Origin of the sequence: Halopseudomonas sabulinigri (assembly GCF_900105255.1) — a bacterium.
GTDB classification, from domain to species: Bacteria; Pseudomonadota; Gammaproteobacteria; order Pseudomonadales; family Pseudomonadaceae; genus Halopseudomonas; species Halopseudomonas sabulinigri.
This window is the reverse complement of sequence record NZ_LT629763.1, coordinates 1,387,811-1,411,617: the sequence shown is the minus strand read 5'-3', so window position 1 is coordinate 1,411,617 and position 23,807 is coordinate 1,387,811. Positions and strand designations below refer to the sequence as shown.

At 61.0% G+C, this 23,807-nt stretch carries 26 protein-coding genes; 15 read left to right on the top strand and 11 right to left on the bottom strand.

Going from position 1 to position 23,807, the window contains the following annotated elements; translation table 11 throughout:
* Nucleotides 1-50: 50 nt before the first annotated feature.
* Nucleotides 51-407 carry a hypothetical protein gene (locus BLU26_RS06300; protein ID WP_092284896.1) on the bottom strand — a complete coding sequence of 119 codons (357 nt, stop codon included), beginning with the start codon at nucleotides 405-407 and terminating at the stop codon, nucleotides 51-53.
* Between the two features lie 249 nt (nucleotides 408-656).
* Here BLU26_RS06300 and BLU26_RS06295 point away from each other — a divergent pair, with 249 nt between their 5' ends.
* Together BLU26_RS06295 and BLU26_RS06290 are read left to right on the top strand one after the other, a co-directional pair.
* Entirely contained in the window at nucleotides 657-1,517 is an 861-nt protein-coding gene (locus tag BLU26_RS06295) for a hypothetical protein (protein ID WP_092284894.1), read from the top strand.
* Nucleotides 1,517-2,152: an acyl carrier protein phosphodiesterase gene (locus BLU26_RS06290; protein ID WP_092284892.1), complete on the top strand. Its 636-nt coding sequence runs from the start codon at nucleotides 1,517-1,519 to the stop codon at nucleotides 2,150-2,152. The genes BLU26_RS06295 and BLU26_RS06290 overlap by 1 nt, the downstream gene beginning before the upstream one ends.
* Here BLU26_RS06290 and BLU26_RS06285 read toward each other — a convergent pair.
* Entirely contained in the window at nucleotides 2,086-2,871 is a 786-nt protein-coding gene (locus tag BLU26_RS06285; protein ID WP_092284889.1) for a lysophospholipid acyltransferase family protein, read from the bottom strand. The two genes, BLU26_RS06290 and BLU26_RS06285, sit on opposite strands and share 67 nt — an antisense overlap.
* A gap of 2 nt (nucleotides 2,872-2,873) precedes the next feature.
* A complete protein-coding gene (locus BLU26_RS06280; protein ID WP_092284887.1) occupies nucleotides 2,874-3,626 on the bottom strand; it encodes a GNAT family N-acetyltransferase in 753 nt (250 codons plus the stop codon).
* 182 nt (nucleotides 3,627-3,808) lie between these two features.
* On the opposite strand from BLU26_RS06280, the gene BLU26_RS06275 reads away from it, so the two are divergent.
* Both BLU26_RS06275 and BLU26_RS06270 read left to right on the top strand, forming a co-directional pair.
* Entirely contained in the window at nucleotides 3,809-4,588 is a 780-nt protein-coding gene (locus BLU26_RS06275; protein WP_092284885.1) for an oxygen-binding di-iron domain-containing protein, read from the top strand.
* A 39-nt stretch (nucleotides 4,589-4,627) separates the two neighbouring features.
* Nucleotides 4,628-5,788 carry a phospholipase D-like domain-containing protein gene (locus tag BLU26_RS06270; RefSeq protein ID WP_092284883.1) on the top strand — a complete coding sequence of 387 codons (1,161 nt, stop codon included), beginning with the start codon at nucleotides 4,628-4,630 and terminating at the stop codon, nucleotides 5,786-5,788.
* A gap of 35 nt (nucleotides 5,789-5,823) precedes the next feature.
* Here BLU26_RS06270 and BLU26_RS06265 read toward each other — a convergent pair whose 3' ends face one another.
* The 4 genes from BLU26_RS06265 to BLU26_RS06250 all read right to left on the bottom strand — a co-directional run bounded on the left by BLU26_RS06265 (nucleotide 5,824) and on the right by BLU26_RS06250 (nucleotide 10,107).
* Nucleotides 5,824-6,594 (bottom strand): enoyl-CoA hydratase, encoded by a 771-nt coding sequence (locus BLU26_RS06265; RefSeq protein ID WP_092284881.1) that lies wholly within the window; start codon nucleotides 6,592-6,594, stop codon nucleotides 5,824-5,826.
* Between the two features lie 111 nt (nucleotides 6,595-6,705).
* Nucleotides 6,706-7,893, bottom strand: a complete 1,188-nt coding sequence (locus BLU26_RS06260) for a serine hydrolase domain-containing protein (RefSeq protein WP_092284879.1) — start codon at nucleotides 7,891-7,893, stop codon at nucleotides 6,706-6,708.
* Nucleotides 7,894-8,017: 124 nt separating this feature from the next.
* Entirely contained in the window at nucleotides 8,018-8,956 is a 939-nt protein-coding gene (locus BLU26_RS06255) for a 2Fe-2S iron-sulfur cluster-binding protein (RefSeq protein ID WP_092284877.1), read from the bottom strand.
* A gap of 8 nt (nucleotides 8,957-8,964) precedes the next feature.
* Nucleotides 8,965-10,107 (bottom strand): GGDEF domain-containing protein, encoded by a 1,143-nt coding sequence (locus tag BLU26_RS06250; protein ID WP_092284875.1) that lies wholly within the window; start codon nucleotides 10,105-10,107, stop codon nucleotides 8,965-8,967.
* Nucleotides 10,108-10,450: 343 nt separating this feature from the next.
* On the opposite strand from BLU26_RS06250, the gene BLU26_RS06245 reads away from it, so the two are divergent.
* Nucleotides 10,451-11,974 carry a fumarate hydratase gene (locus BLU26_RS06245; protein WP_092284873.1) on the top strand — a complete coding sequence of 508 codons (1,524 nt, stop codon included), beginning with the start codon at nucleotides 10,451-10,453 and terminating at the stop codon, nucleotides 11,972-11,974.
* Between the two features lie 63 nt (nucleotides 11,975-12,037).
* Here the strand turns inward: BLU26_RS06245 and BLU26_RS06240 are convergent, their stop codons facing one another.
* Nucleotides 12,038-12,640: an HvfX family Cu-binding RiPP maturation protein gene (locus tag BLU26_RS06240; protein WP_092284871.1), complete on the bottom strand. Its 603-nt coding sequence runs from the start codon at nucleotides 12,638-12,640 to the stop codon at nucleotides 12,038-12,040.
* Nucleotides 12,641-12,794: 154 nt separating this feature from the next.
* Nucleotides 12,795-14,246: a pyruvate kinase gene (gene pyk / locus BLU26_RS06235; protein WP_092284869.1), complete on the bottom strand. Its 1,452-nt coding sequence runs from the start codon at nucleotides 14,244-14,246 to the stop codon at nucleotides 12,795-12,797.
* A 94-nt stretch (nucleotides 14,247-14,340) separates the two neighbouring features.
* Here pyk and edd point away from each other — a divergent pair, with 94 nt between their 5' ends.
* The 3 genes from edd to eda all read left to right on the top strand — a co-directional run bounded on the left by edd (nucleotide 14,341) and on the right by eda (nucleotide 17,579).
* Nucleotides 14,341-16,155 (top strand): phosphogluconate dehydratase, encoded by a 1,815-nt coding sequence (edd, locus tag BLU26_RS06230; RefSeq protein ID WP_092284867.1) that lies wholly within the window; start codon nucleotides 14,341-14,343, stop codon nucleotides 16,153-16,155.
* On the top strand, nucleotides 16,152-16,865 hold the full coding sequence (pgl, locus tag BLU26_RS06225) for a 6-phosphogluconolactonase (protein WP_092284865.1): 714 nt from the start codon (nucleotides 16,152-16,154) through the stop codon (nucleotides 16,863-16,865). The genes edd and pgl overlap by 4 nt, the downstream gene beginning before the upstream one ends.
* Nucleotides 16,866-16,937: 72 nt before the next feature.
* Nucleotides 16,938-17,579 carry a bifunctional 4-hydroxy-2-oxoglutarate aldolase/2-dehydro-3-deoxy-phosphogluconate aldolase gene (eda, locus tag BLU26_RS06220; RefSeq protein ID WP_092284863.1) on the top strand — a complete coding sequence of 214 codons (642 nt, stop codon included), beginning with the start codon at nucleotides 16,938-16,940 and terminating at the stop codon, nucleotides 17,577-17,579.
* Between the two features lie 32 nt (nucleotides 17,580-17,611).
* On the opposite strand, the gene BLU26_RS06215 is transcribed toward eda, so the two are convergent.
* The gene (locus BLU26_RS06215; RefSeq protein ID WP_092284861.1) at nucleotides 17,612-18,547 is read right to left on the bottom strand and encodes a universal stress protein; all 936 of its coding nucleotides are present in this window, start codon (nucleotides 18,545-18,547) and stop codon (nucleotides 17,612-17,614) included.
* Nucleotides 18,548-18,751: 204 nt separating this feature from the next.
* On the opposite strand from BLU26_RS06215, the gene BLU26_RS06210 reads away from it, so the two are divergent.
* From BLU26_RS06210 to sbcB, 4 genes are all read left to right on the top strand, one after another.
* Nucleotides 18,752-19,126, top strand: coding sequence for a tetratricopeptide repeat protein (locus BLU26_RS06210; protein WP_172830645.1), 375 nt, complete (start codon nucleotides 18,752-18,754; stop codon nucleotides 19,124-19,126).
* A gap of 87 nt (nucleotides 19,127-19,213) precedes the next feature.
* Nucleotides 19,214-19,645 carry a DUF4124 domain-containing protein gene (locus BLU26_RS06205; RefSeq protein ID WP_092284859.1) on the top strand — a complete coding sequence of 144 codons (432 nt, stop codon included), beginning with the start codon at nucleotides 19,214-19,216 and terminating at the stop codon, nucleotides 19,643-19,645.
* A 1-nt stretch (nucleotide 19,646) separates the two neighbouring features.
* The gene (locus BLU26_RS06200; RefSeq protein WP_092284857.1) at nucleotides 19,647-20,039 is read left to right on the top strand and encodes a hypothetical protein; all 393 of its coding nucleotides are present in this window, start codon (nucleotides 19,647-19,649) and stop codon (nucleotides 20,037-20,039) included.
* 48 nt (nucleotides 20,040-20,087) lie between these two features.
* On the top strand, nucleotides 20,088-21,536 hold the full coding sequence (sbcB, locus tag BLU26_RS06195; RefSeq protein ID WP_092284855.1) for an exodeoxyribonuclease I: 1,449 nt from the start codon (nucleotides 20,088-20,090) through the stop codon (nucleotides 21,534-21,536).
* 65 nt (nucleotides 21,537-21,601) lie between these two features.
* Here the strand turns inward: sbcB and mvaT are convergent, their stop codons facing one another.
* Nucleotides 21,602-21,970: a histone-like nucleoid-structuring protein MvaT gene (gene mvaT / locus BLU26_RS06190; protein ID WP_092284853.1), complete on the bottom strand. Its 369-nt coding sequence runs from the start codon at nucleotides 21,968-21,970 to the stop codon at nucleotides 21,602-21,604.
* A gap of 332 nt (nucleotides 21,971-22,302) precedes the next feature.
* Here mvaT and purU point away from each other — a divergent pair, with 332 nt between their 5' ends.
* From purU to BLU26_RS06175, 3 genes are read left to right on the top strand one after another with little or no spacing between them, the layout of a single operon-like run.
* Entirely contained in the window at nucleotides 22,303-23,154 is an 852-nt protein-coding gene (gene purU, locus BLU26_RS06185) for a formyltetrahydrofolate deformylase (protein WP_092284851.1), read from the top strand.
* 33 nt (nucleotides 23,155-23,187) lie between these two features.
* A complete protein-coding gene (locus BLU26_RS06180) occupies nucleotides 23,188-23,601 on the top strand; it encodes a CBS domain-containing protein (protein WP_092284848.1) in 414 nt (137 codons plus the stop codon).
* A complete protein-coding gene (locus BLU26_RS06175) occupies nucleotides 23,598-23,780 on the top strand; it encodes a hypothetical protein (protein ID WP_092284846.1) in 183 nt (60 codons plus the stop codon). The genes BLU26_RS06180 and BLU26_RS06175 overlap by 4 nt, the downstream gene beginning before the upstream one ends.
* The last annotated feature ends 27 nt before the right edge of the window (nucleotides 23,781-23,807 follow it).

The window sequence follows — 23,807 nt, the reverse complement described above, 5'->3', positions numbered from 1 at the left end:
GGTGGGCGCAAAAGCGCCGTTGTGTGAACCGGCGCGCTATCGATCAGCGGTCAGCGAATGACCTGGCCACGGTAGATGCGCACGCTGCCGCTGGACGCTGCGGGCGCCGGCTCAGCCGCTGTACTGGAACCGCGTTGGGCAGGGGCCTGATATTGCCGTGCGGCGATGGCCCCCTGGGCGACCATGCTGTCTTCCGCTACGGGCGCTGGCGGCGCGACCATCTCGGCCAGACGGCTGCCCAACTCGCGGATGTCGGCGAAGGGGCAGTCCTTGCTTAGCCCGATCATGCTTTCCACGGCGTCCGGATCACCCAGACGCACGGTTACCCCTAGTGAGCGCTTGATATGGCGCCGCAGGCTGGTCATGCAGTCAAGGGTCGCTCGGTTGAACTGCGCTTCTGCAATCATGCTTTTACCCCCGAAGTATCAATGGCCGCGCAAGGTGCGGTAGCCAAGGCAACAATCTGCAAGCAGAATGTGTACCAATACGCAGATTTACCGGATATCGGCAGCTCGGGGCGGGGTCAGGGCGCTTCAGCGCTGGCATATGGCGCTTGTATGCTATGCCTTGGTGCGAGCCTGCACCGCTCTGGCGCGGGCTTTCGGCAGAAATTGATAAGTGGGGGATGTATGAAGGATCAGGACAGGAGCGACGACTTGCCCAGCTTGCATGCGAGCCGTGACGATGGCTTTGAGCCGGCCGCTGCCGCGCGCCGGGCGCCAGCCAGTGGTCTGCGCGCCGAGCCGCCCACGGCGCTGCCTGCGCGCGGCAACGGGCCCCTGTGGGCACTCTGCGCGGCGCTGTCACTCGCATTGGTCGCGCTGGGTTACTGGACTTACCAGCAACAGACCCTGCTCAAACAGCAACTGGTCGCTACCCAGACCAGCTTCGCGAGAATCAGCGAAGAAGCCTCCGGGCGTATCCAGGACATCACCGGCAAGGTCAGCGCCAACGAGTCATCACTCAGTGCCGCCGAGCAGGCACGTAATGCCCGGGTGGCAAAGCTGGAGAGCCAGATTGCGGCGCTGGGCCAGACCCTGGGTGAGCACGATGGCCGCCTGAGCACGGCGAATGCGGGCAGCTCTGATCTGGCCAAGCGGTTGGCGACGCAACAGACCGAGCTGGCCGCGCTCAGCGCCAGCGCAGCGGCAGCGGAGCAAGCGTTGAAGCAGCAGGATCAGCGGCTCGACAACCTGACCGAGCAGCTGACTACGGCCAACACCGCCCTCAGCGATTTGCAGGCACAGTTGGGCAGCCTGGACGCGTTGCAGCAGCAGTTGAGCGAGCAAGCCGCGCAGCTGGCGCGTCAGCAGCAGGCAGTGCAGGCGCTGCAGGGCAAGGGCACTGCTGACATAGAGCAGAGCCTGTTGATCATGCGCACCGAGCTGGATCAGCGCGCAGCGCAAACCGATCAGGCGCTGGACGCCATCGACAGCTTCCGCCTGCAGACCAACCGCAGCATCAGTACGCTTCAGAGTCAGCTTGCCGCGCTGCACGCGCAGGTGCAGGGCAACTGATGAATTTTCTGGCCCACCTGTTGATGGGCTCGCAAACGCCGCAGCAGGCGCTGGGCAGTCTGCTGGGAGATTTCGTCAAAGGCCCGGTGCAACAGATTGCTCTGCCGGAGGAGGTGCGCGGTGGCATCTGGCTACACCGCCGGATCGATGTGTTCACCGACAGCCATCCGCTGGTGTTGCAGAGCAAGGCGCGGGTGAGTGCTGAGCGCCGACGGTTTGCCGGCATCATGGTGGACATGTTCTACGACCACCTGCTGGCCCATCATTGGCAGCGGTTTTCTGATCAGCCGCTGGCGGTGTTCGCACAACAGGCCTATCGGGATGTGTTGAATCAGCCTGAGCTGATTCCGGCGAATGCTCGACCGGTGATTGCGCACATGAGCGAGCACGACTGGCTGAGCAGCTACGCACAGCTACCTCATCTGCATCGCGCGCTCGACAACATGGCGCGCCGCTTGCGCCGGGATAACCCGCTGCCTGGTGCGGTGGCTGAGCTGGAGGCAGATTACGCGGCGTTTGAGGATGACTTTTTGCGCTTCATGCCCGAGGTTCAGGCGTACGCCGCCGATCAGGCGGCGTTGCTGAGCGTGGGTGGCGTCGATTTGATCGTGCCGTCAGGCAGGTCCAGCGCCTGACTCACCGCTGACTGGGCTTCGCGTGCTAACTGGTTGCGGTTGCCGTCATGGCTGTCCAGTGGGGGCAGGAAGTGCAGATGCACATCGATGGTGTGTGCGTCGAGCAGGCGCAGCAGGTGCTGCGAAAACTCGTCGTCGTTGATGAAGGGCGCAACCTGATCGACGGCGCCATTCAATCGATAGGCGACCGCGACCGGCTGTACCGGTACCGCGGCGTCTATCGCACTGCCCAACAGGCGACCGTGAAAGGTACGCACGCGGTCACCGGCGGTGGTGGTGCCTTCGGCAAAGATCACCAGACTGCGCCCCTGCTGTAAAACCTCGGTCAACTGCTGCAAGCACTGGCTGACGGATTTGCCGCGCTGAATGAAGCAGGTGCCGGCGGCAGCGGCCAGCCAGCCGATAACCGGCCACTGGCGCACCTCGGCCTTGGAAAGAAAGTGCACCGGCGCCTGCGCACCCAGCACCACAATATCCAACCAGGACACATGGTTGCTGACCCACAGCGCGGTGTCGTTGACCGGCGCGCCGTGCACATGCAGGCGCAGCGGTAGCAGGCGGATCAAGTTGCGCATCCACCAGCGGGTCAGACGTTGCCGTTGCCCATCCAGAAAGGCTGGCTTGAAGGGTTGCAGTAGGGCAACCCAGGTGGCCAACAGCAGGCCACAGGCAATCCAGCCCACCACCGCCACCAGACGCACCGCCTTGTTCAGCGTCATCCTCAGCTCGCCTTGAAGTGACGGGCGTAGCGCGGACAGAGTTGTTCGCGGCGCAGCAGAATGAACACATCGGCGCAGTTGAACTCCGGGTCCCAGCACGGCTCACCGCAGACCTTGGCGCCCAGGCGCATGTAGGCCTTGAGCAGTGGTGGCAGTTGCGCCGTCAGGTTGGCCGGCAGGTCGCGCTCGGGAATCGGCAGACGCGGAATGGCATTGAGGTACTCACGGCTCAGGTAGCGGCCGCGCAAGCGCTGCATGATGGCGTGGGCCTGCAGGCCACCGTCGTGCATGTCGATGCTGGCGCAGCCCATCAGGTAGTTGTAGCGGCGCTCGTTCATCAGTTGTGCCAGTCCGGACCAGAGCACCGAAATGGTCGCGCCATTGCGGTAGTCGGCGTGCACGCAGGTGCGGCCAATCTCCATGATGTCGCCACGCAGGTCTGTCAGGCCCACCAGTTGAAATTCGCTTTCGCTGTAAAAGCCACCGGCGGCGGGTGCGCGTCGGCTATCCAGAATGCGCGTGGTGGCCACCACGCGGTTGGTGCTCAGGTCGCGCACGATCAGATGTTCGCAGTGCAGGTCGTAGTGGTCTTGATCCAGCCCAGTCTCGCTGGTGTGCAGCCGGGCACCGCACTCTTCGGCAAACACCTGATAGCGCAAAGCCTGTGCGGCTCTGATGTGGCGGGCGTCGGTAACAAGTTCTACCGCCAGCTGGCGGCTGTTGGAATCTTCGAGGGCGAGCGCTGCTTGTGACATGGACACCTCCATCCGGGCATCTGTTATTTGATGTACAGGCTGAGCCTATGGCGCTCGGGTGTCAGGCTTGTGAATACTTGGTGACGTTCGTGTTACTGCGTACATCTTGATACAGGTCAGGGAGCGGTAGTGCTGGCTGCTTTATAAGGGTCGCTCCAATGACGGGTTCGGGAGTGGCAGCAATGGCAGTGGCAAGGGTGTTGTTTGATAACGGTCCGCACAAAGTGCTTTGTTTTGACCAACTGGTGACGGGCGATGGGGTGCAATCCAACCAGTTTCTGATCATTGATCATGATCAGCACGCGCTGCTTGATCCGGGTGGCGACTTGACCTACATGCCGCTGTCGCTGGCGGTTAGTCGTTACATTCCGCTGACCGACCTTACCTATGTATTTGCTTCACACCAGGATCCGGACATCATCGCCTCGCTGGACAAATGGTTGCTGCACACCCGCTGTCAGGTAGTGTGCTCCAAGCTGTGGGCGCGCTTTTTGCCGCACCTAAGTGCGGGTTATCTGAACCGCCAGTTGGGCATGTCGACCACCGATCGCATGATTGCGATTGCCGATCGCGGTGCCGATGTGCCGCTGGGCAAGTCGATTCTCAAGGTGCTACCGGCGCATTTTCTGCACTCGGTAGGCAACCTGCAGTTCTTTGATCCGATCAGCGGCATTCTGTTTTCCGGCGACATGGGCGCTTCAATGCTGGACGATGCGGAACCTGTGGCCGACTTTGCGACTCACAAATCCAGTATGGAGGGCTTTCACCGGCGCTATATGGCCGGCAACAAGGCCTGCCGGCTCTGGGCCAACATGGTTCGCCAGCTGGCGCCGGCCATGTTGGTGCCGCAGCACGGCCGTCCCTTCGTTGGCCCTGTTATGATCAACGCTTTTCTGGACTGGATCAGTCAATTGGAATGCGGCCTCGACCTGCTGACACAGGACGATTACCGCATCCCCTGATCTATCTCTGGCACTTTATTGTCGGGTTCAAGGAGTTTTATGTCGTCGCGCGTGTATGAGTGGCATCAGGACAACCAATTCACCTTGCGCGTGGACGGACACCGTTATTTCCCGCGCCTGCTCGAAGCCTTTGATCAGGCGCAGAACAGCATCGATATTGAGATGTATTTGGTCACTTCCGGAACCAGTTGCGACCAGGTCATCGATGCATTGTTGCGAGCGGCCGAACGCGGGGTGGAAATACGCTTCCTGTTTGATGCCATCGGCAGTGAAAAACTGAAGGAGGATGACCGTGACCGTCTGCGTGATGGTGGTGTAGAACTGCGCATTTACAACCCCGCGTCCTGGTACCACGGGCGACGCATGTTCCACCGGGACCACCGCAAGCTGATCATTGTTGATCGCCGTATCACCTTTGTCGGAGGCACCGGGTTTACCGATGAGTTCTGTCAGACCGACGAGGATGGTCAATGTCCGCGTTGGCACGAGCAGATGCTGGAAGTACAGGGCCCGGTAGTGTCTGACTGGCTCGATCTGTTTGAAACCGAGTGGGCGCGGGTAGGCCGCTTTCAGCGGCGCGGGCTTTCTGCCGTACGCCGAGTGCGAATCCCACCTCGACCCAAAGACGGCGAAGGCCATGGCCGGGTCTCTTACATCGGGGCCCGGGAACAGAAAGAGGTAGTCGCCTCGCTGCTCTCGGCACTGGCCGATAGCAGCGAACGTGCCTGGCTGGCCACGCCGTACTTTCTGCCCTCCTGGCGTATCCGGCGAGCGCTGATGCGTGCGGCACGGCGCGGCGTTGATGTACGGTTGTTGCTCTGTGGTACCAGCATCGATCACCCAGCTGTGCTTTATGCTGGCCAGCGTTATTACCGGCGGCTGCTCAAGGCCGGGGTGCGTATTTTTGAATTTCAGCCGCGCTTTACCCACCTGAAGACCGCCATGGTCGATAATTGGGTCTCGCTGGGATCCTGCAATTTTGACCACTGGACGCTGCACTGGAACCTTGAAGCCAACCAGCAGGCGGTTGACCCGACCTTGACCCGTGCGGTCACTGGGAGCTTTGAGAACGATTTTGCCGAGAGCCACGAATGGACTCTGGCGCGCTGGCGCAATCTGCCGTTGTCGCACCGGTTGAAAATACGCGTGTGGGGGCAGATAAACCGCTGGGTGATGCGGATCTTTGGTATCCAGCGCTAAGGCGGCTCCACGCAACGCGCGGAGCCGCTAGCCGGTCAGTTGTTGGCGAACACCGGTTTGCGTTTTTCCAGGAAGGCGGTCAGTGCTTCTCGGGCCTCAGGGCCAGCCAGCAACTGGGTGAAGTGGTCGCCCTCGGCGTCCATGGTTTGCTCGGCAATCTGCGCCACCCCTTGCTTGATCAACTGTTTGGTCAGCTTGACCGAACCCGGAGGCTGTTCGCTGATGCGCTGGGCTGCTTCCTGCGCGGCTTGCAGTACTGCAGCGCCGGCAGGCAGCGCCCGGTTGGCGAGGCCAATTTCAGTGGCGCGCTGGCCGGAAATTTCATCCCCCAAAAGCAACAGCTCGGCGGCACGCAGATGGCCGAGCAGGCGTGGCAGCAGGAAGCTGGAGCCAGCTTCGGGGCAGAGGCCAAGATTGACGAAGGGCATTTTCAGGCGTGCGTTATCCGCTACGAACACCAGGTCACAATGCAGCAACATGGTCACGCCAACGCCGACGGCTGGGCCGTTGACGGCAGCGATCAATGGCTTCTCGGCGTGACAGATGGCGCGCAGGAAGTGATAGACCGGGCTCTTGGTGTCGCTGCGCGGTGAATTGACGAAGTCACTCACATCGTTGCCGCTGGTGAAGCAGCTGTCGCTGCCCTGGATGACGACGGCACGAACCTGCGTGTCTTCTTGCGCGGCCTTGATGGCATCGGCCATTGCGCCATACATATTCTGCGTCAGGGCATTTTTCTTGTCGGCACGGTTCATTGTCAGCGTCAGTACGCCGCTGTTGCGCTCGATCAATACATGTTCGCTCACGGTATCTCCTGGTTCTGGCAGTCAAAAGGCTAAAGCGGCATGGTCGCATGAAACAGCGTGCTGCCCCACCAACCCTTGGCGCGCCGAATGAAGCCGTATAACGGCGCCGGATTAGTCCTGGCGCGTCATGGCTGCCAGTAGCTGAAGTACCAGCTGGTTTTCACGGCGCTGTATCTCCGCCGAGCCATAATCCCCGCCCTGTAGCACCAGGCCCAATTGCAGCGCTGGAATCAGCAGCAAGCGCTGCCCACCATTGCCGATGGCGGCTACCCAGCGGTGCTCGCGGCCAGCAACCTGCACGGTACCGCTCCACCACTGGTAGCCGTACTGCACCGACTTGCCGTCGAGTGAGAACAGATCAATGTCGGTTGTAATCTGAGCGGCGGTAATCTTGTCGATCCAATCGGCGCTGACCAACTGCTGCCCGTGCCACTGGCCGCGTTGATTGACCAGCCGGCCGATTTTCAGCAGATCACGGGGGCGCAGCCGCAGGCCGGAAAAAGCCAGCGAGCGGTTGCGGGCGTCCTCAGCCCACTCGAATCGAGTAATGCCCAGGGGCGCGAACAGGCGATCTGCCGCGAGCGCCGTCAGCGTTTGCTGGCTGCGCTGCTCCAGCGTGGCGGCCAGCAGCGCGGTGGCGCCGCCGTTGTAGGTGAAGCGAGTGCCGGGGCTGGCTACCCGGTCGCGCTCGAGCACGTAGGCCGCCAGGTCGCGGCGCCAGTAGAGCGGCGTTTCATCACTGCTGAACAGGCCATGCCCCAGCTCTTGCCAGTCGAGCCCTGCGGTCATGCCCAACAGATGCCGATAGGTCAGTGGTGGCTCGCTGTGCTGCCAGACGGGAGTAATCGAGGGGTAGTCCTTGAGCACCGGTCGATCCAGCGGCGGCGCCTGTTGCTCGGCGAGTGCGATGCCGTAGAGCAGGCTGACCACACTTTTGCTGATGGAACGTTGGTCGTGCAGTTCGTCAGCATCGAACTCGCTGCTGCCGGTGAAGGGTAGCGGCAAGCCGTAGCGGCGGGTGATCGGGGTGTCTTTGCCGCTGCGATAGCATTCCAGCAATAGCTCGCCGTCACGTTCGATCAGCAACGCATGCAGGTTTGTATCCGGCTCATTGAAGGTGTTGAGGGCGACCTGCAACTGGGCGGCAGTAAAGCCATGCTGGCCAGCTGGGGCGGTGGGCCAATCGGCGTTGGCTGGAGGCGTTACGCAGTCCGCCAGGGCGCCGGCAGACTGCAGTAGCAGGGCGGCCAGCAAGCTGTTGATACATCGGCTACGGGGGCGGTCAGGTTTAATGAGCATGCTGTGGCTCGATAGAGATGATGTGCGGCTAGCGCGCTGGCGGCTGCCGTGATCCAAGGCCCATCGGCAAGAGTGTAGGCGCTATTGAGTGCTTTGCTAGCGGCCGGGTGGCGGGCTGCGCAGGTTAGCCCAATTGCGGCGCTAGAAAGGCTTCGTCAATGATCTGCCGGCCGGCCAGTCCGGCCATGAATAACGGGCGGCGCAGTTGCTCAATAAAGCCTGGGCTGCCGCACAGCAGCGCGAGGCTGTTGCGCGAGCCGATGCGCAGCGCGCGCAGGTCGGTGTCGAACTGTGCGCGGGTGCGCAAGTGCAGCTGCAGGCTGGGGGTATTGGCTGCCAGCTCACGCAGCGGCTGCTGCAGGTAGCAGTCTTGCTCGGCGGCCGACCAGTGCCACAGCTGGATGGGGGCGGCGTGTTCCTGGCGTAGGGCGTCGCGGGCCAGTGCCTGCAGGGGCGCCAGCCCGGTACCCCGGGCGAGCAAGAGCAGCGGCCGGTCGTGCCAGGCCGGGTCATAACACAGATGCCCGGTGGCAGCGCCTAGGTAAAGCTGTTGGCCCGGTTCAGCCTGGCGGATCTGGTTGGAGAAGGCGCCACCCTCGTGCAACTGAAGGTGAAACTCCAGCAGTGGTTCGGTGGGCAGACTGGCGAGCGAATAGCTACGCCCCAATTGAGGCGACAACCACAGGGTCAGGTGCTGGCCAGCCTGATAGCGCAGTGGCCGCAGAGGGCGTAAGCGCAGCACCAGGATACCGCCGGGCAGTCGCTCAAGGGATTCGATCTGCGCGGGCAGGCCGTCGCTGGCCGGGTCATGCAGGGTCAGCTGCATGTCCTGCTCGACGCTGCATTGGCAAGCCAGCAGCCACCCCTCGGCCTGTTGTTGCGGTGTCAGTCCGCGCTGCGCGGCGGCCGGTATGGCTTGCGCGGGCGCCTGTACCAGGCAGCTCTGGCATTGGCCGGCGCGGCAGGACCAACTCACCGGTTGCCCAGCCGCCTGCAATGCCGAGAGCAGGTTGCTGCCGGCGGGCACCTGGAACTGATGACCGCGAATGCTCAGCTCAGGCATGCGGCGAGTCAGGCGGGATCGGTATGATTTTGTTTGGGGACATGATGCTCGCAGCGGTTGCGGCCACTGTGCTTGGCCAGATATAGCGCCTGATCGGCATCGTTCAGGCACACCTCAAGGTCATCTTCCTGGCGGATCAGGCTCAGACCAGCAGACAGCGTGCAGTGTACTCCCTCTGGTAAGCAAGCAAACTGAACCTTGGCAAAGTTGTCGCGAATCCGCTCCAGGCACTGGTGCAGCGCGCCAAGATCGGTATTGCTGAGCAGGATGACGAACTCTTCGCCGCCGAAGCGCGCTACCAGATCGCCGTCACGCAAACTGTCGCGCGCCAGCGTGGCAAAGCCCTGCAGCACCTCGTCGCCGGCAGAGTGGCCATACAGGTCATTGATACGCTTGAAGTGATCCAGATCGATCAGTGCGACACCCAACTGCTGGCTGGGCCGCATCAGCGTCATGCGGCGACGGGTTTCGTCAATGAAATAGCGGCGGTTGGCCAGGCCTGTCAAGCCGTCAGTAGTGGCCAGGTTCTGCAGCTGGCCCATCATGCCGCGCAGGGTTTCCTGGTGCGCCTGCAAGGTGCTGTGGCGTTGCTGCAGGCGCTCGCGCAGTTCGCGAATGTAGCTACCGGTAAAGGTCAGGCAGCCCAGGAAGCAGGCGAGAATGAACCACTGCACCAGGCTCAGTGTGAGGCTGTGGGCGCTGCCGGTGCGATTGGTTTCCAGGGCGATCAGGCCGCCAAAGCAGGCCAACGCCAGACCGGCCTGCAGCAGCAGGTCGCGGCGCGAGAGCTGAAAGATACCGAATACGAGGATGTTGGCGTACACCATTACCAGGCTGCCGCGCAGGCTGCCGGCAAAAGCCAGCAGATAGGTAGTCAGCAGAATGGCGACCACGATCTGCGGGTTGGTCAGGCTGGGTTCGCGGAAGCGCAGGTTCATCCCGCTCTTGAACAGCAGCAGAAAGACGCCCTGGGTCAAAATACCCAGTAGCACATGGGTCGTGGCCATCCAGGCCGAAGCATCATATTGCCCAGCCGCCCAAGCAACGCCGATCACGACGTAGGTGATCAGATAGTTGATTTGCGCCAGGTAGAAGCGCTGCAGCCTCAGTGCCTGGAATTTATCGCTGTTTGCATCCTGCAATTCGCTCACGATTCGGCCTGTTTTTATGTGATGGCATTATGACGTCAATTTATAGTTTCAACCTTGTTTTGAAAAGCATTTTATTTCACTCGTACCGGGAATGACTGAGACCGGCTCGGCAGTCTTGAAAAACAGCGGGCCGCGCGGTTTTTGCGGAGTCAGCGATCAGGGAGTGGTCCATTTCGTCAGAGAGTCGCCCGAGGCGCTATGCCATCGGGCCAGCTCGGGTATACTTGGCGACTGTTTTCTCAAGGGTGTGGCCTTACAGCACCCGAGCCTGTCCGATTCCGTGAGCCTGGTCTGACATAGCGCTGTCCGTGTCAGCCGCCGAATGAGAGGAGCCTGTCCGAGCATGGCCGTTATCAAGCAAGATGATCTGATTCAGAGCGTAGCCGACGCGCTGCAGTATATTTCCTACTACCATCCCGTCGACTTCATTCAAGCCGTACATGAAGCCTATGAGCGTGAAGAGTCGAAGGCGGCCAAGGATGCCATCGCTCAGATCCTGATCAACTCGCGCATGTGCGCTACCGGGCACCGCCCGATCTGTCAGGACACCGGCATCGTCACCATCTTCGTCAAGATCGGTATGAATGTCAGCTGGGAAGGGGTCACCATGAGCCTCGACGACATGATCAACGAGGGTGTGCGCCAAGCTTACAACCTGCCTGAAAACGTATTGCGCGCCTCGATTCTGGCTGACCCTGCCGGCAAGCGGACCAATACCAAGGACAACACTCCGGCGGTCATTCACTACCAGATGGTACCCGGCGACACTGTCGAGATTGACGTCGCAGCCAAGGGCGGCGGCTCCGAGAACAAATCCAAAATGGCGATGCTCAATCCCTCCGACTCCATTGTCGACTGGGTGCTCAAGACCGTCCCGACCATGGGTGCCGGCTGGTGCCCGCCGGGTATGCTGGGCATCGGCATTGGCGGTACCGCCGAGAAAGCCGCGGTGATGGCCAAGGAGTCGTTGATGGATTCCATCGACATCCATGAGCTGCGCGCGCGTGGCCCGCAAAACCGGGTTGAAGAGCTGCGTCTGGAGATCATGGACAAGGTCAACGCCCTGGGTATCGGCGCCCAGGGCCTGGGCGGTCTGACCACTGTGCTGGACGTGAAGATCAAGGATTACCCGACCCATGCCGCCAGCCTGCCGGTGTGCATGATCCCCAACTGTGCCGCCACCCGCCACGCGCACTTCACGCTGGATGGCAGTGGCCCGGCAGAACTCAAGGCACCGCCGTTGGATGCCTACCCGGAAATCACCTGGGAAGTGGGCGAGGGCGTGCGGCGTGTCAATCTCGACACGGTGACCCCTGAAGATGTGCTGAGCTGGAAGAGCGGCGAAACCGTGCTGCTGTCGGGCAAGATGTTGACCGGCCGCGATGCGGCGCACAAGCGCATGGTCGACATGCTGAACAAGGGCGAAGAGTTGCCGGTTGATCTCAAGGGCCGCTTTATCTACTACGTTGGCCCGGTTGACCCGGTGCGTGACGAGGTGGTTGGCCCGGCTGGCCCCACCACGGCGACGCGCATGGACAAGTTCACCCGTCAGATCCTTGAGGCGACCGGCCTGTTGGGCATGATCGGCAAGTCCGAGCGGGGGCCGATTGCCATTGAGGCCATCAAGGATCACAAGGCGGTTTATCTCATGGCGGTGGGCGGTGCGGCCTATCTGGTTGCTCAGGCAATCAAGAAAGCTGAGGTTATCGCCTTCCCCGAGCTGGGCATGGAAGCGATCTACGAGTTCGACGTGCAGGACATGCCGGTCACCGTTGCGGTCGACAGTACCGGCGAGTCGGCGCACATTACCGGCCCGCAGATCTGGCAGAAGAAAATTGCCGAGAGCCTGGCAGTTGAAGTGAAGTAAAGGCTACCAGGTGTTGAAAAAGGGTCTCGCTTGCGAGGCCCTTTTTTGTGGTCGCCGCCGATCTTACAGTGCGGCAGAGCGCCAGCGCCGCGCGATCCAGTAATCCACACTCAGCCAGCGCCCGGCGCCGGTAAAGAACAGCGTCAACAGCATCAGCAGGTAGGTTGCGGCCCATTCGATGCCGTTGTTGAGGATCACCAGTCGGCCGCTGCTGGTGAGCCAGTCGTAGTTACCGTGCTGCTGTAGTAACTCTCGGGCCTTGGCCAGTTTGTCTGCGGAGGCGGCGATGCGGTCGGTGGCGAACAATGACGAGGGATCGGCGATTACCGGCCAGCCGTAGGGCCAATGCACGACAAAGATGGCCACCAGCATGGTGATGATCAGCGGAATGCTGATCCAGCGCACCGCCAGCCCGACCAACAGCAGCACAGCGCCGCCCACTTCGGTCAGGGTCGCCAGCCAGGCAAGCAACTCCGGGAATGGCAGGCCAAGACCATTTTCCACGTCACCGAACCAGGCAATGGTGGCATCCATATGTTGCAGCTTTCGGCTGCCGGCCATCCACAACACCGGAACCAGGTAAAGGCGCAGCAGTAGCGGGGCGATGAAATTGAGACGCCGGGTGGCGTCGAGGCGGTCTTGCAGACGGTTGAGAGTGGCAAGCATGGGGCGAGTCCCTGGGTGGTTGGTGAACTACCCAAAAGACTCGCCGGCCAGCGGCTTGTTACAGCGTGAAGGAAACACTGAGCCGTTCCTCACGCCCTCTGCGAGTGCTCAAGCGTGCAGCTGCAAGGCACGATGTGCAGCCAATAGTGCTTCCTTACACCAGTGATTCACCTACATGCAGCAACTTCATCGAGTTGGTGCCGCCACGTGAGTTGTAAACGTCGCCCTTGGTCAGAATGACCCAGTCGCCGGGCTCCACATAGCCGCCTTCAAGCAGCTTGTTGACGGCCTGCTGGTTGATGTCGCTGGAGGGCATGTCTGCCGGGTTGAAGGGAATTGCCTGCACGCCGCGATACAGCGCTACGCGGCCCAGGGTCTGGGTGTTGGGCGACAGTGCGAAAATCGGCAGATGCGAGCGAATGCGTGACATGATCAGCGGGGTAAAGCCGCTTTCGGTCAGGGTGATCACCGCAGTAACACCGGGGAAGTGATTACCGGCGTACATGGCCGCCAGTGCCACGGTTTCGTCACAGCGCTCGAATTTCTGGTACAGACGGTGCCCGGACTTCTGGCTGGTGGGGTGCTTTTCCGCTCCGCGGCAGATGCGGTCCATGGCGCGCACGGCTTCTACCGGGTAGTCACCGGCAGCGGTTTCCGCCGAGAGCATCACCGCGTCGGTGTAATCCAGCGCGGCGTTAGCCACGTCGGACACTTCGGCACGTGTGGGCAAGGGGCTGGAGATCATCGACTCCATCATCTGGGTGGCGGTGATCACCACCTTGTTCTGTTTGCGCGCGCGGCTGATGATGTGTTTCTGAATGCCTACCAGCTCGGCATCGCCGATTTCTACGCCCAGGTCGCCTCGCGCCACCATGACGCCGTCACTGGCCTGAATCAGGCCGTCCAGCGCTTCATCGTCGGCCACGGCTTCGGCGCGCTCGATCTTGGCGATCAGCCAAGCTTCGGATTCAGCGTCGCGCAGCAGCTTGCGCGCCAGATGCATGTCGGCGGCATCGCGCGGGAAGGACACAGCCACGTAATCCATCTGCAGCTCGGCAGCGAGATTGATGTCGTTGCGATCCTTGTCGGTCAAGGCCGCGGCCGACAGGCCACCACCGCGGCGGTTGATGCCCTTGTTGTTGGAGAGCGGGCCGCCCACGGTTACGCGACAGCGCACTTCATCACGGCCAACGCTTTCCACCGCCAGCACCACGCGGCCATCGTCCAGTAACAGCTCGTCACCGGCGCGGCAGTCCTTCACTAGATCGGGGTAGTCGAGGCCGACGATATCGCTGGTGCCGTTTTCGAGATCATGTACCGTAGACAGGCGGAAGTTGTCACCGACCTCCAGCTCAATACGTCCTTCGGTAAAACGACCGATGCGGATCTTCGGGCCTTGCAGGTCGCCCAGCAGGGCAACGTGCTGACCATTTTCTTCGGCAATTTCCCGGACCAGGCGCGCGCGGCGGCGATGTTCATCCGCACTACCGTGAGAGAAGTTCATCCGTGCGACGTTCATGCCGGCGGCAATCAGTTCAGCGATGCGTTCGGGGCTGCTTGTGGCGGGTCCGAGGGTGGCGACGATTTTGGTGCGGCGCAACGACATGCGAAGGTCCTTGTGTGATGGACGGGCGATTGGGAATGGGTTCTACAATAGAACATAATTGCCCTTCGCGGGTAGGTTGACAGAGGAGGGTTGCATGCATCCACAGGTTGAAGCCGTTACGGCAGCAATACGCGAGCGTAGCAAACGCAGTCGAGCTGCCTATCTGGCGCAAATCCAGGCCGCTCCTCCGGGGCGCAAGGGCTTGTCCTGTGGCAATCTGGCGCACGGCATGGCGGCCTGCTCTGCTACAGATAAAGATCGCTTGCGTATGGTGGACGCGGTCAACATCGGCCTGGTCACCGCCTATAACGATATGCTTTCAGCCCACCAGCCCTACGAGAGTTATCCGGCGCAGATTCGTCAGGCGCTACGCGGGATGGGCGCCACCGGGCAGGTGGCCGGTGGCGTGCCAGCGATGTGCGATGGCGTCACGCAAGGTGAGCCGGGTATGGAGCTTTCGCTGGCCAGCCGCGATGTGATCGCCATGAGTACCGCCATCGCCCTGTCACACAACATGTTCAACGGTGCGCTTTGCTTGGGTATCTGCGACAAGATCGTCCCCGGTCTGTTGATGGGCGCGTTGCGGTTTGGCCATCTACCGGTGCTCTTTGTACCGGCGGGGCCGATGCCGAGCGGGCTGCCCAACAGCGAGAAGGCGCGGGTACGCGAGCTGTTCGCCGCCGGCAAAGTGGATCGTGATGCCTTGCTTGCGGCTGAAAGCGCCTCCTACCACAGCGCCGGCACCTGCACCTTCTATGGCACAGCCAACACCAATCAGATGCTACTCGAAGCCATGGGGCTACAGCTGCCCGGCGCTTCCTTTGTGGCGCCTGGCACACCACTGCGTGATGCCTTGACCAATCACGCTGCAGAGCAGGTTGTGCGGCTGGCGCAAGCCGGTGACGTGCGGCTGGCCGATATTCTGGATGAGCGCGCACTGGTTAACGCGCTGGTGATGCTGCTGGCGACCGGCGGCTCAACCAACCTGACTATCCATCTGGTTGCCATCGGCCAGGCTGCCGGCCTGCAGCTGCGCTGGGAAGATATGGCCTCGCTCTCGGCGGTGGTACCGACGCTCGCGCATATCTACCCGAGCGGCAAGGCGGATATCAATCAGTTTCATGCCGCCGGCGGCACCGCCTGGCTATTTCGCCAGTTGCTGGCCGGTGGCTTGCTGCATGAGCAGGTACAAACGGTCGCCGGGTTCGGCTTGGCACGTTACTGCCGCGAACCTGTGCTGCAGGACGGCAAGTTGCACTGGCGCGACGGGCCGCAAGTTAGCCTGGACGAAAGCATCTTGCGTCCACTCAACGCGCCTTTTCTGGTCGATGGCGGCTTGCGCTTGCTACAGGGCAATCTCGGCAGGGGCGTGCTGAAGGTCTCGGCAGTCGCACAGGCGCACTGGCAGGTCAGTGCGCCTTGCCGGGTATTTGATGACCAGGAGGCCTTTGTCGCGGCCTTCCAGGCTGGTGAGCTGGATCGCGACTGCGTAGCCGTTTTGCGCTTTCAAGGCCCGCGGGCCAACGGTATGCCAGAGTTGCACAAGCTCATGCCCTATCTGGGTGTACTGCAGGACCGTGGCCATCAGGTGGCACTGGTGACGGATGGACGCATGTCGGGCGCCTCGGGCAAAGTGCCGGCGGCGATTCACCTCTGTCCTGAAGCGGCAAACGGTGGGCCGCTCGCCTATCTGCGAGATGGAGATTTGATCGCGTTGGATGCCGGGCAAGGTTACCTCAAGGTGGCGCTGGACGAAGCGGCATGGCAAGCACGCACGCCAGCGCTGCAGCCGCAGTCGGTACGCCGCGGTCTGGGCCGAGAGTTGTTTGCCTTCATGCGCGCTGAAGCCAGCTCGGCGGAGCAGGGTGGTAGCGTATTTACCGCCAGCCTGCAGCAGGCGGACCGGTGAGTGAGCTGGCGCGGCTGGCTGAACAGCACGGCGTGATGCTGCATACCGCGGCCTCGGCGCAGCAACAGGCGCAATGGTTGGCGCAGCGCATAACCAAGGCCTTGCAGGAAGCGCTGCTGGCAAGAGGGTGCGCGACTTTGGCGCTCTCCGGTGGGCGCAGCCCGATACCGCTGCTGCAGGCGTTGAACCTGATCGAGCTGGCCTGGGAGCAGGTGGGCATTACGCTGGTGGATGAGCGTTGGGTGCCGCCAGAACACGCCGAGAGCAACGCTGGCCTGCTATGGCGGCACATGCCCCAGGTGATGTCTCGGGTTCATTGGCAACCGCTCTATTATGGTGCTGGGGCGGCGCCGGATGCTGAGCGCAGCAGCGCTGCGTTGCAGGCCTGGCTGCCGCTGGATGTCGTGGTGTTGGGTATGGGGAGCGATGGCCACACCGCGTCGCTGTTTCCGGGCATGGAGGGTCTGGCGGCCGCACTGAGTCGGCACGCTGAAGTACCTTGCCTTTCCTGCCAGGCGCCGGACGGCAGGCAGCGGTTGACGCTCACCGGCGCTGCGTTACACTCCGCGCGCTTGCAGTTGCTGGCAATAAGAGGTGAGGATAAAGCCAGCACGCTGACTGCAGCGCTGGCCGGGGGGCGGCCGGAGTGGCCTGTCAGCGCCTTCCTGCGCCCGCCGCTGCAGATTGTCTATAGCGCGGACGCCAGTTAGCCGGCGGGTTGTGGCAGAGTGGTAATGAGGACGTTCACTTTTTAACGGTCTGCTGGGAGAACGACGCAGTACATGGATATGACACAGACTCTGGATGCGTTATTCGCCGAGGTGACGCTGCTGCCGGTGATTAACATCGAGCGGGAGGCCGACATTCTGCCGCTGGCTGATGCCCTGGCTGCCGGCGGCATCACCACCCTGGAAATCACCCTGCGCACCGCGCTTGGGCTGCCGGCGATTGCCCTGCTGCGGCGCGAGCGTCCGGCGCTGTGCATTGGCGCAGGTACCGTGACCGATGCCGCGCAGTACCGCGAGGTGGTCAAGGCCGGCGCGCAGTTCGTCGTAACGCCGGGTATTACCGACGAGTTGCTGGAGTTGGGCCTGCGCAGCGAGGTGCCGTTGCTGCCGGGCATCGCCAGCGCCTCGGAGATCCTTGCCGGGTACCGTTTGGGTTACCGCCGCTTCAAGGTGTTTCCTGCCGCCGTGCTGGGCGGCACTGCACTGCTAAAGGCATTTGCCGGCCCGTTCAAGGACGTACGTTTCTGCCCCACCGGTGGTATTGACCAGGAAAGTTACGCTGACTATCTGACACTGGATAACGTCATGGCGGTAGGCGGCAGCTGGGTCGCACCCAAGGCTGCCATCGCCGCTGGCGACTGGGCCGCAATCACGCGTCTCAGCCGGGCCGCCAGCACAATGGCAGCGCAGCGCTGAGACGCGTTGCGCCTTGGCGGTTTATTCCCCGATCAGGCTGGCTTGCTCGGGTCGCGAAAATCATCCGGCTTGATGATCAGCAAATCGCAGGGCACCTCATCCAGCAGGCGTTCTGCGGTATGGCCAATCAATGCGCTCTCCATCCGTGAACGCGATACCGCGCCCAGCAGCAACAGGTTGATGCCGAGCTTTTCTACCAGTTGCGGTATGGCCTCCTCCGGATAACCTTTCAGCAGGTGCTGCTGAGCCTGGCCCGCCTTGGTGCGTCCCAGCAAGTCGCTGAAGGCATCGGTGTGCTGCTTTTTCACGTCGTCTGCATAGCCCTGATAATCCACAACCAGGGTTGCATCAACCACCATGGTGCGTGGCAACGGGTTATAGCAGTGCACCAGATGCAGCGTAGCTGCGGTACTGTCGGCGAGCGCGCGTGCCTCGTTGATCAGCTTCAGATCAAGGCTGGCCGGCTTGTCGTCGATGTGCAGGGGATCGACGGCAGCCCCGATTTGCGTAATCGGCTGCTCACCGCGCTTGACCAGCCACAGTGGTGCTTCGCAGTGACGAATCAACTGCCAATCGGTATTGGTCAGAAACAGTCGCTTAAGCGCATTGTGATGGTGCGTGGTTTTCAGAACGATATCGGGCTTCAGCTGTTGCGCGGCCTGCAGAATATGGCGATCCAGTCGCTTGCCCCAGACCGCCTGTACATCCACCTGCAGGCCCTGGGCGCGCAGCGGCGCGGCCAGGCGCTCAAGAAACGCGGTGTGGTTGTGCAGCAATGACGCGCGGGCTTTTTCCAGACTGTTGCTTTCAAACAGGGTGCCGCCGTCAAGGGCGGCGACATAGTCGCAGAGCAGCAGGGTCAGGCGCGCCTCGGGGTGGCTTTGGACAAGGTTTTCCGCCCGTGCCAGGCAAGGTTGTTGCTCTTCGGTCGTCGGGTCTATCACAACCAGCAGGTGATTAATGTTCATGTTGTTCTCCGGCAGCGGTGGGGTGCATAGCGCGGTGGCATGCTTGTTTGCTCGTCAGCATGCGCGTTATGCAAAGAGAGTGCATAGACTCAAAATAGTGCCCATGCCGGCAGCTGTCACTGACCTGCATCAAGTGAACGGCAGACTGAAGAATTCCGTCACGGCGCCGATACTTCAATAACATTGCCTTTTGCCGAGATGCCCATGACGAGTCAGTTTTCACTCTTGCTTGCCGGCCTGCTGCTGTTGACCGGCTGCGGTTCGACGGCCTACAGCAAGCACCTGAGCAAGGCCTACAGCGCCTACGACCGCGGTGATTGCGCGGAGGTTATCAGCCAGCTGTCAGAGACCGAACGGGTCAGCCGCTCGCGCCCTTACCTGCAGCCGGAAATTTCCCTGTTACGCGGCCAGTGTCTGGAACGGCAGGCGCTCTATCTGGATGCTGCCCAGGTGTATCGCTATCTGGTTGATCATTATCCGCATAACGAATACGCCTACCGCGCGGGTGCGCGACTGGAGACCCTGCGCCAGCTCGGTCATTACGATCCGGATAAACCCTTGGCGCCGCAGGTACGCTGATAGCGCTAGTCGGATTAGCGGGGCTTGGATCGTTGATAGCAGTGGGCTATGCTCGACCGTCTGGTCAGGGATTCACCGGGAACCGTCATGAAGCTACGTCTGTTGCTGCTGCCTTTGCTGTCCACCTGCGCGCTGGGGCAGGCCGAGGCGCAGATCTATCGTTGGGTCGATGCGCAGGGGCAAGTGCATTTTGATCAGCGTCCGCGCCAGGGCGCCGAGCAGATAGAAGTGCGGCCGCAAGTAGTCGAGCGTGAAGAACACGTGCGCGAAAGCGAGCAGAATCGCCAGCGTCTGTTCGATGTGCGTGAGCAGGAACGCGCTGAACAACGTGAGCTCAATGCGCAGCTGAGACAGCAGCAGAGCGCACGCTGTGCCAAGTTGCGTGAGCAACTGGCGCTCTATGACAAACGGGTTTTCTGGTACGAGGAAGATGCCAACGGACGCCGGGTCGAGGTTCCCAATGACCGGGTTCAGGCCAGCAAGAATGCATTGCTGGCGCAGCTCCGGGAGGGTTGTTGATATGCATGTGGTACCCAGCTCCAGCAGTGATCGGCCGATAGAGCAACGGCAGATCCCGCGTCATCAGCTCAGCGCCTTCCTGCGTGTGTACAACAGCCAGACCGATCGGCCCTTCGGCTACGTCGGCAATGTTTCGCGGCTGGGTATCATGCTGATAACCGCTCTACCGGTGATGCTCGACCAGGAATATGACCTGATGCTCAAGTTGCCCGCGACCGAGGGCGAGCAAACGCAAGAAGTGCATTTTCGCGTTCACAGCCACTGGTGTCGCCAGGACATCACCCCGGGCTACTACGACTGCGGTTTCAGCATTACCTCCAACCCCAATGCTTTTTCCGGCCTCGCCGCAGTACTGCAGCGCTATTTCAGCTTCAGTCAGCCGGCGGATGCCTGAGCCGCGGCATTGCGTTACCCTGCTCTCCTCAGTTAACGGGGGCAGGGCATGAGCAAGAGTTTTTTCTGGTACGACTTTGAGTCCACGGGCATAGACCCACGCCGAGATCGTCCGGTGCAGGTCGCCGGCGTGCGTACCAACGAGCAGCTGGAGGAAATAGGCGAGCCGTTGTGCATCGACTGCCAACTGCCCGATGACGTGCTGCCGCACCCAATGGCTTGCCTGGTCACCGGTATTGGGCCCGAGCGGGTTGCCGCCGGTCTTGGCGAGCCCGAGTTTATTCATCGCCTGCACGAGCAGATGATGGTGCCGGGTACTTGTAGCGTCGGCTACAACAGCCTGCGTTACGATGACGAGATGACGCGGTTTACCCTGTATCGCAACTTCCATGATCCCTATGCCCGTGAGTGGCAGGGCGGTAACAGCCGCTGGGATTTGCTGGATGCGTTGCGTGCAGCCCACGCGCTGCGTCCTGACGGTATCGTTTGGCCCCAGCAGGATGGTTTCACCAGTCTGCGTCTGGAAGCGCTGACTGCCGCCAATGGCATTGACCACGGCCAGGCTCACGACGCGCTCGCCGATGTGCGGGCCACCATCGCCATGGCGCGGCTGTTGCGTCAAGCCCAGCCCCGGCTGTTTGACTACCTGCTGACGCTGCGCAGTAAACACCGCGTCAGTGAACTGATCGATCTGCAGAGCACCAGGCCTCTGGTGCATGTTTCTGGACGCTTTGGCCGTGAGCGCAGTGGCTTGGGCCTGGTGCTGCCGCTGGGCTGGCACCCAACCAACCGCAACGCGCTGATTGTCTACGACCTGGCCGCTGACCCGGCGCTGATCATGGCACAGCCGGCCGAAGAGATTCGCCGTCTGCTGTATACCCGCCACGAGGAGTTGGCAGTAGGCGAAGCGCGCCCCGGGCTGAAACTCGTGCACATCAACAAGTCCCCGGTACTGGCCGATACCAAGGTGCTCCTGCCGGCAGACATAGAGCGCTTGCAGCTGGATATGCCGCAGTTGCTGCATCGGGCCGACCAGCTTGCCGCCTGGCGTGGTGACGCCCAAGGTCTGCTGGCACACGTCTACGCGCACCAGGATAACCCCGCTGGCGCTGAGGACGATCCGGAACTGCAGCTGTATGGCAGCTTTATTGGTGATGCCGATCGTCGGCTGCTGCCGGCGATCCGGGAGGCTGATGGCGGTGCGTTGGCGGCCACGCAGTGGCCACTGCGTGATCAACGGCTGGTAGACATGCTGTTTCGCTATCGCGCACGCAATTTTACGGCGTCGCTGAATGAACAGGAGCGGGCGCAATGGCAGCAGTTCTGCCGGGATCGCCTTACCGGCACCGCACCCGGCGCGCCCATCACCTTGAACGACTTCATGCAGGGCATCAACACGCTGTTGCCTGAGGCTGATGCGCAGCAGCAGGCACTGCTACTGGCTTGGCAGGCTGAGGCGAAAGGGCGCGCGCGAAGGCTCGGCATCGAGTGCGACTAAGCACATTGCACGCATAAAAAAACCCGATGCCTGGCATCGGGTTTTTTGCTTCAGCGATTAATACTTCAACCCAGAATGGTCATCCAGGATTCAACTTTCTCGCTGCCGTACTGTTCTTTCCAGGCTTTCAGCGTCTTGTGGTTGCCGCCCTTGGTTTCAATAACTTCACCGGTGTTGGGGTTTTTGTACTGTTTTACCTTGCGTGCGCGCTTGCTGCCGGTGGAGGCTTTTTTGCCTGCAGCAACTTTATTGTCAGGATCAAGAATGCCAACAACATCTTTAAGCGACTTGTTGTACTGACCCATCAGGCTGCGCAGCTTTTCTTCAAACTCAATTTCTTTTTTCAGCTTGTCGTCATTGGACAATGACTGAAGGCGCTCGTTAAGTTCGCGAATGGTTTCTTCAATCTGACGATATTCTTGCAGCATGGACATGGAAGTTACCTTTTGTAACGGGTGTGATAGACGAAAACGTTGTAATAGTAGTTTATACAATGTTTCCTTACAACAAGTTGTAACTTCCCTCTGACAATTGGCCACTTTTTCAAGTTAAGTGCCTCGGCCTGGCTTGAACAATCCTGCAACAGGCATTATTTCGCTGCCACTGCTTCGTGCTAACGGTTAGAATGCCCGCCTCGGTGTGCCAGAGCGCTGCGTTGCGCCTGCGCCTGGACGTCCAGCTCATCAGGCTGGCTGACAATTCGCGCCGGCCGGGTGTCTTTGTTGATCATTGTTTTGTTGTTTTGGTAATTGATAGAGGAGTGAAAATGCGTACTTTCAGGTTGGTCATCGCCTGCCCTGATCGGGTCGGTATTGTTGCCAAGGTAAGTAATGTTCTGGCGGCGTATAACGGCTGGATTACCGAAGCCAATCATCACTCCGATAATTTGTCTGGCTGGTTCTTCATGCGCCACGAAATTCGCGCAGATTCATTGCCGTTTGATGTGGATGGATTACGTACCGCGTTCGCGCCCATCGGCAATGAGTTCAAGATGGACTGGCGCGTCAGCGATTCGGCGCAGCGCAAGAAAGTGGTGTTGATGGCCAGTCGGGAATCGCACTGTTTGGCCGACTTGCTGCACCGTTGGCATAGCGGTGAACTTGATTGCGATATTACCAGCGTGATTTCGAATCATGATGATTTGCGCAGTATGGTTGAATGGCATGGTATTCCCTTTCATCACGTGCCGGTCAATCCGCAAGACAAGGCACCGGCGTTTGCCGAGGTAAACGAACTGGTGGCCGAGCAGCAGGCCGATTGTATTGTGCTGGCGCGTTATATGCAGATCCTGCCGCCCGAACTCTGCGCCCGGTATGCCCATCGCATTATCAACATTCATCACAGCTTTCTGCCGTCCTTTGTGGGCGCACGTCCTTATCACCAGGCGGCGCAGCGCGGTGTGAAACTGATCGGCGCCACCTGCCACTACGTGACTGAAGAGCTGGATGCCGGCCCCATCATTGAGCAGGACGTTGTGCGCATTACCCACAGGCACAACGCCGATGACATGGTACGCCTGGGCAAGGACGTGGAGAAAATGGTGTTGTCTCGCGGCCTGCGTTATCACCTGGAAGATCGTGTGCTGGTCCACGACAACAAAACTGTGGTGTTCAGCTAAGCTGTAAGGGGACAACCCAAGGCAGGAGGCTTTATGCTGAAATCGGTCAAAGTGCGCGATTACATGACGTCGGATCTGGTGACCTTTACCGCCGACATGGACTTGTTTCGGGCGATTGATCGCCTGCTTGCCCACCGGATTTCGGGGGCGCCGGTGCTGGATGAGCACGGTCATCTCATTGGGCTGCTGTCAGAGGGTGACTGCCTCAAGGGTATCCTGGCTGGCAGCTACTTCGAGGAAGCTGGTGGCACGGTCGCCTCGGTGATGACGGTGGTGGTGGAGACCATCGACGCGGACGCCGACATCGTCAAGGCCGCGGAGCACTTCATTCGCATGCGCCGGCGCCGCTTGCCGGTGATTGATGAGGGCAAGCTGGTGGGGCAGATCAGTCGCCGGGATATCCTGCGTGCCATGCAAACCTACAACCAGCACGCTGCGCCGAAATGAAGGCGTTCGACGACGACTTCGCTGAAGCTGACCCGCTGGCCGCCGGCGCCGCAGCTTTGCCTGATCTGCAGGGCGAAGGTTGCCTGCTGCGGTTTTCTCCGCAAGCGCTTAACGAACAGATGGGAGCAGACTTTTCTGCAGCGGCAGACACGCGCACAGAATTATTCGAGGACGACTAAAGTCGCTGTTCAGGCGCTTAGCTGGCT

Bases quoted from the DNA above. Each gene is read 5' to 3' on its own strand.
- BLU26_RS06260 (WP_092284879.1), bottom strand. From the start codon at position 7,893: ATGCTCATTAAACCTGACCGCCCCCGTAGCCGATGTATCAACAGCTTG.
- BLU26_RS06215 (WP_092284861.1), bottom strand. From the start codon at position 18,547: ATGAACATTAATCACCTGCTGGTTGTGATAGACCCGACGACCGAAGAG.
- sbcB (WP_092284855.1), top strand. From the start codon at position 20,088: ATGAGCAAGAGTTTTTTCTGGTACGACTTTGAGTCCACGGGCATAGAC.
- mvaT (WP_092284853.1), bottom strand. From the start codon at position 21,970: ATGTCCATGCTGCAAGAATATCGTCAGATTGAAGAAACCATTCGCGAA.
- pyk (WP_092284869.1), bottom strand. From the start codon at position 14,246: ATGTCGTTGCGCCGCACCAAAATCGTCGCCACCCTCGGACCCGCCACA.
- BLU26_RS06280 (WP_092284887.1), bottom strand. From the start codon at position 3,626: ATGTCACAAGCAGCGCTCGCCCTCGAAGATTCCAACAGCCGCCAGCTG.
- BLU26_RS06255 (WP_092284877.1), bottom strand. From the start codon at position 8,956: ATGCCTGAGCTGAGCATTCGCGGTCATCAGTTCCAGGTGCCCGCCGGC.
- BLU26_RS06200 (WP_092284857.1), top strand. From the start codon at position 19,647: ATGCATGTGGTACCCAGCTCCAGCAGTGATCGGCCGATAGAGCAACGG.
- BLU26_RS06270 (WP_092284883.1), top strand. From the start codon at position 4,628: ATGTCGTCGCGCGTGTATGAGTGGCATCAGGACAACCAATTCACCTTG.
- edd (WP_092284867.1), top strand. From the start codon at position 14,341: ATGCATCCACAGGTTGAAGCCGTTACGGCAGCAATACGCGAGCGTAGC.
- BLU26_RS06275 (WP_092284885.1), top strand. From the start codon at position 3,809: ATGGCAGTGGCAAGGGTGTTGTTTGATAACGGTCCGCACAAAGTGCTT.
- BLU26_RS06245 (WP_092284873.1), top strand. From the start codon at position 10,451: ATGGCCGTTATCAAGCAAGATGATCTGATTCAGAGCGTAGCCGACGCG.
- purU (WP_092284851.1), top strand. From the start codon at position 22,303: ATGCGTACTTTCAGGTTGGTCATCGCCTGCCCTGATCGGGTCGGTATT.
- BLU26_RS06205 (WP_092284859.1), top strand. From the start codon at position 19,214: ATGAAGCTACGTCTGTTGCTGCTGCCTTTGCTGTCCACCTGCGCGCTG.
- BLU26_RS06210 (WP_172830645.1), top strand. From the start codon at position 18,752: ATGACGAGTCAGTTTTCACTCTTGCTTGCCGGCCTGCTGCTGTTGACC.
- BLU26_RS06175 (WP_092284846.1), top strand. From the start codon at position 23,598: ATGAAGGCGTTCGACGACGACTTCGCTGAAGCTGACCCGCTGGCCGCC.
- BLU26_RS06285 (WP_092284889.1), bottom strand. From the start codon at position 2,871: ATGACGCTGAACAAGGCGGTGCGTCTGGTGGCGGTGGTGGGCTGGATT.
- BLU26_RS06290 (WP_092284892.1), top strand. From the start codon at position 1,517: ATGAATTTTCTGGCCCACCTGTTGATGGGCTCGCAAACGCCGCAGCAG.
- BLU26_RS06180 (WP_092284848.1), top strand. From the start codon at position 23,188: ATGCTGAAATCGGTCAAAGTGCGCGATTACATGACGTCGGATCTGGTG.
- BLU26_RS06300 (WP_092284896.1), bottom strand. From the start codon at position 407: ATGATTGCAGAAGCGCAGTTCAACCGAGCGACCCTTGACTGCATGACC.
- eda (WP_092284863.1), top strand. From the start codon at position 16,938: ATGGATATGACACAGACTCTGGATGCGTTATTCGCCGAGGTGACGCTG.
- BLU26_RS06240 (WP_092284871.1), bottom strand. From the start codon at position 12,640: ATGCTTGCCACTCTCAACCGTCTGCAAGACCGCCTCGACGCCACCCGG.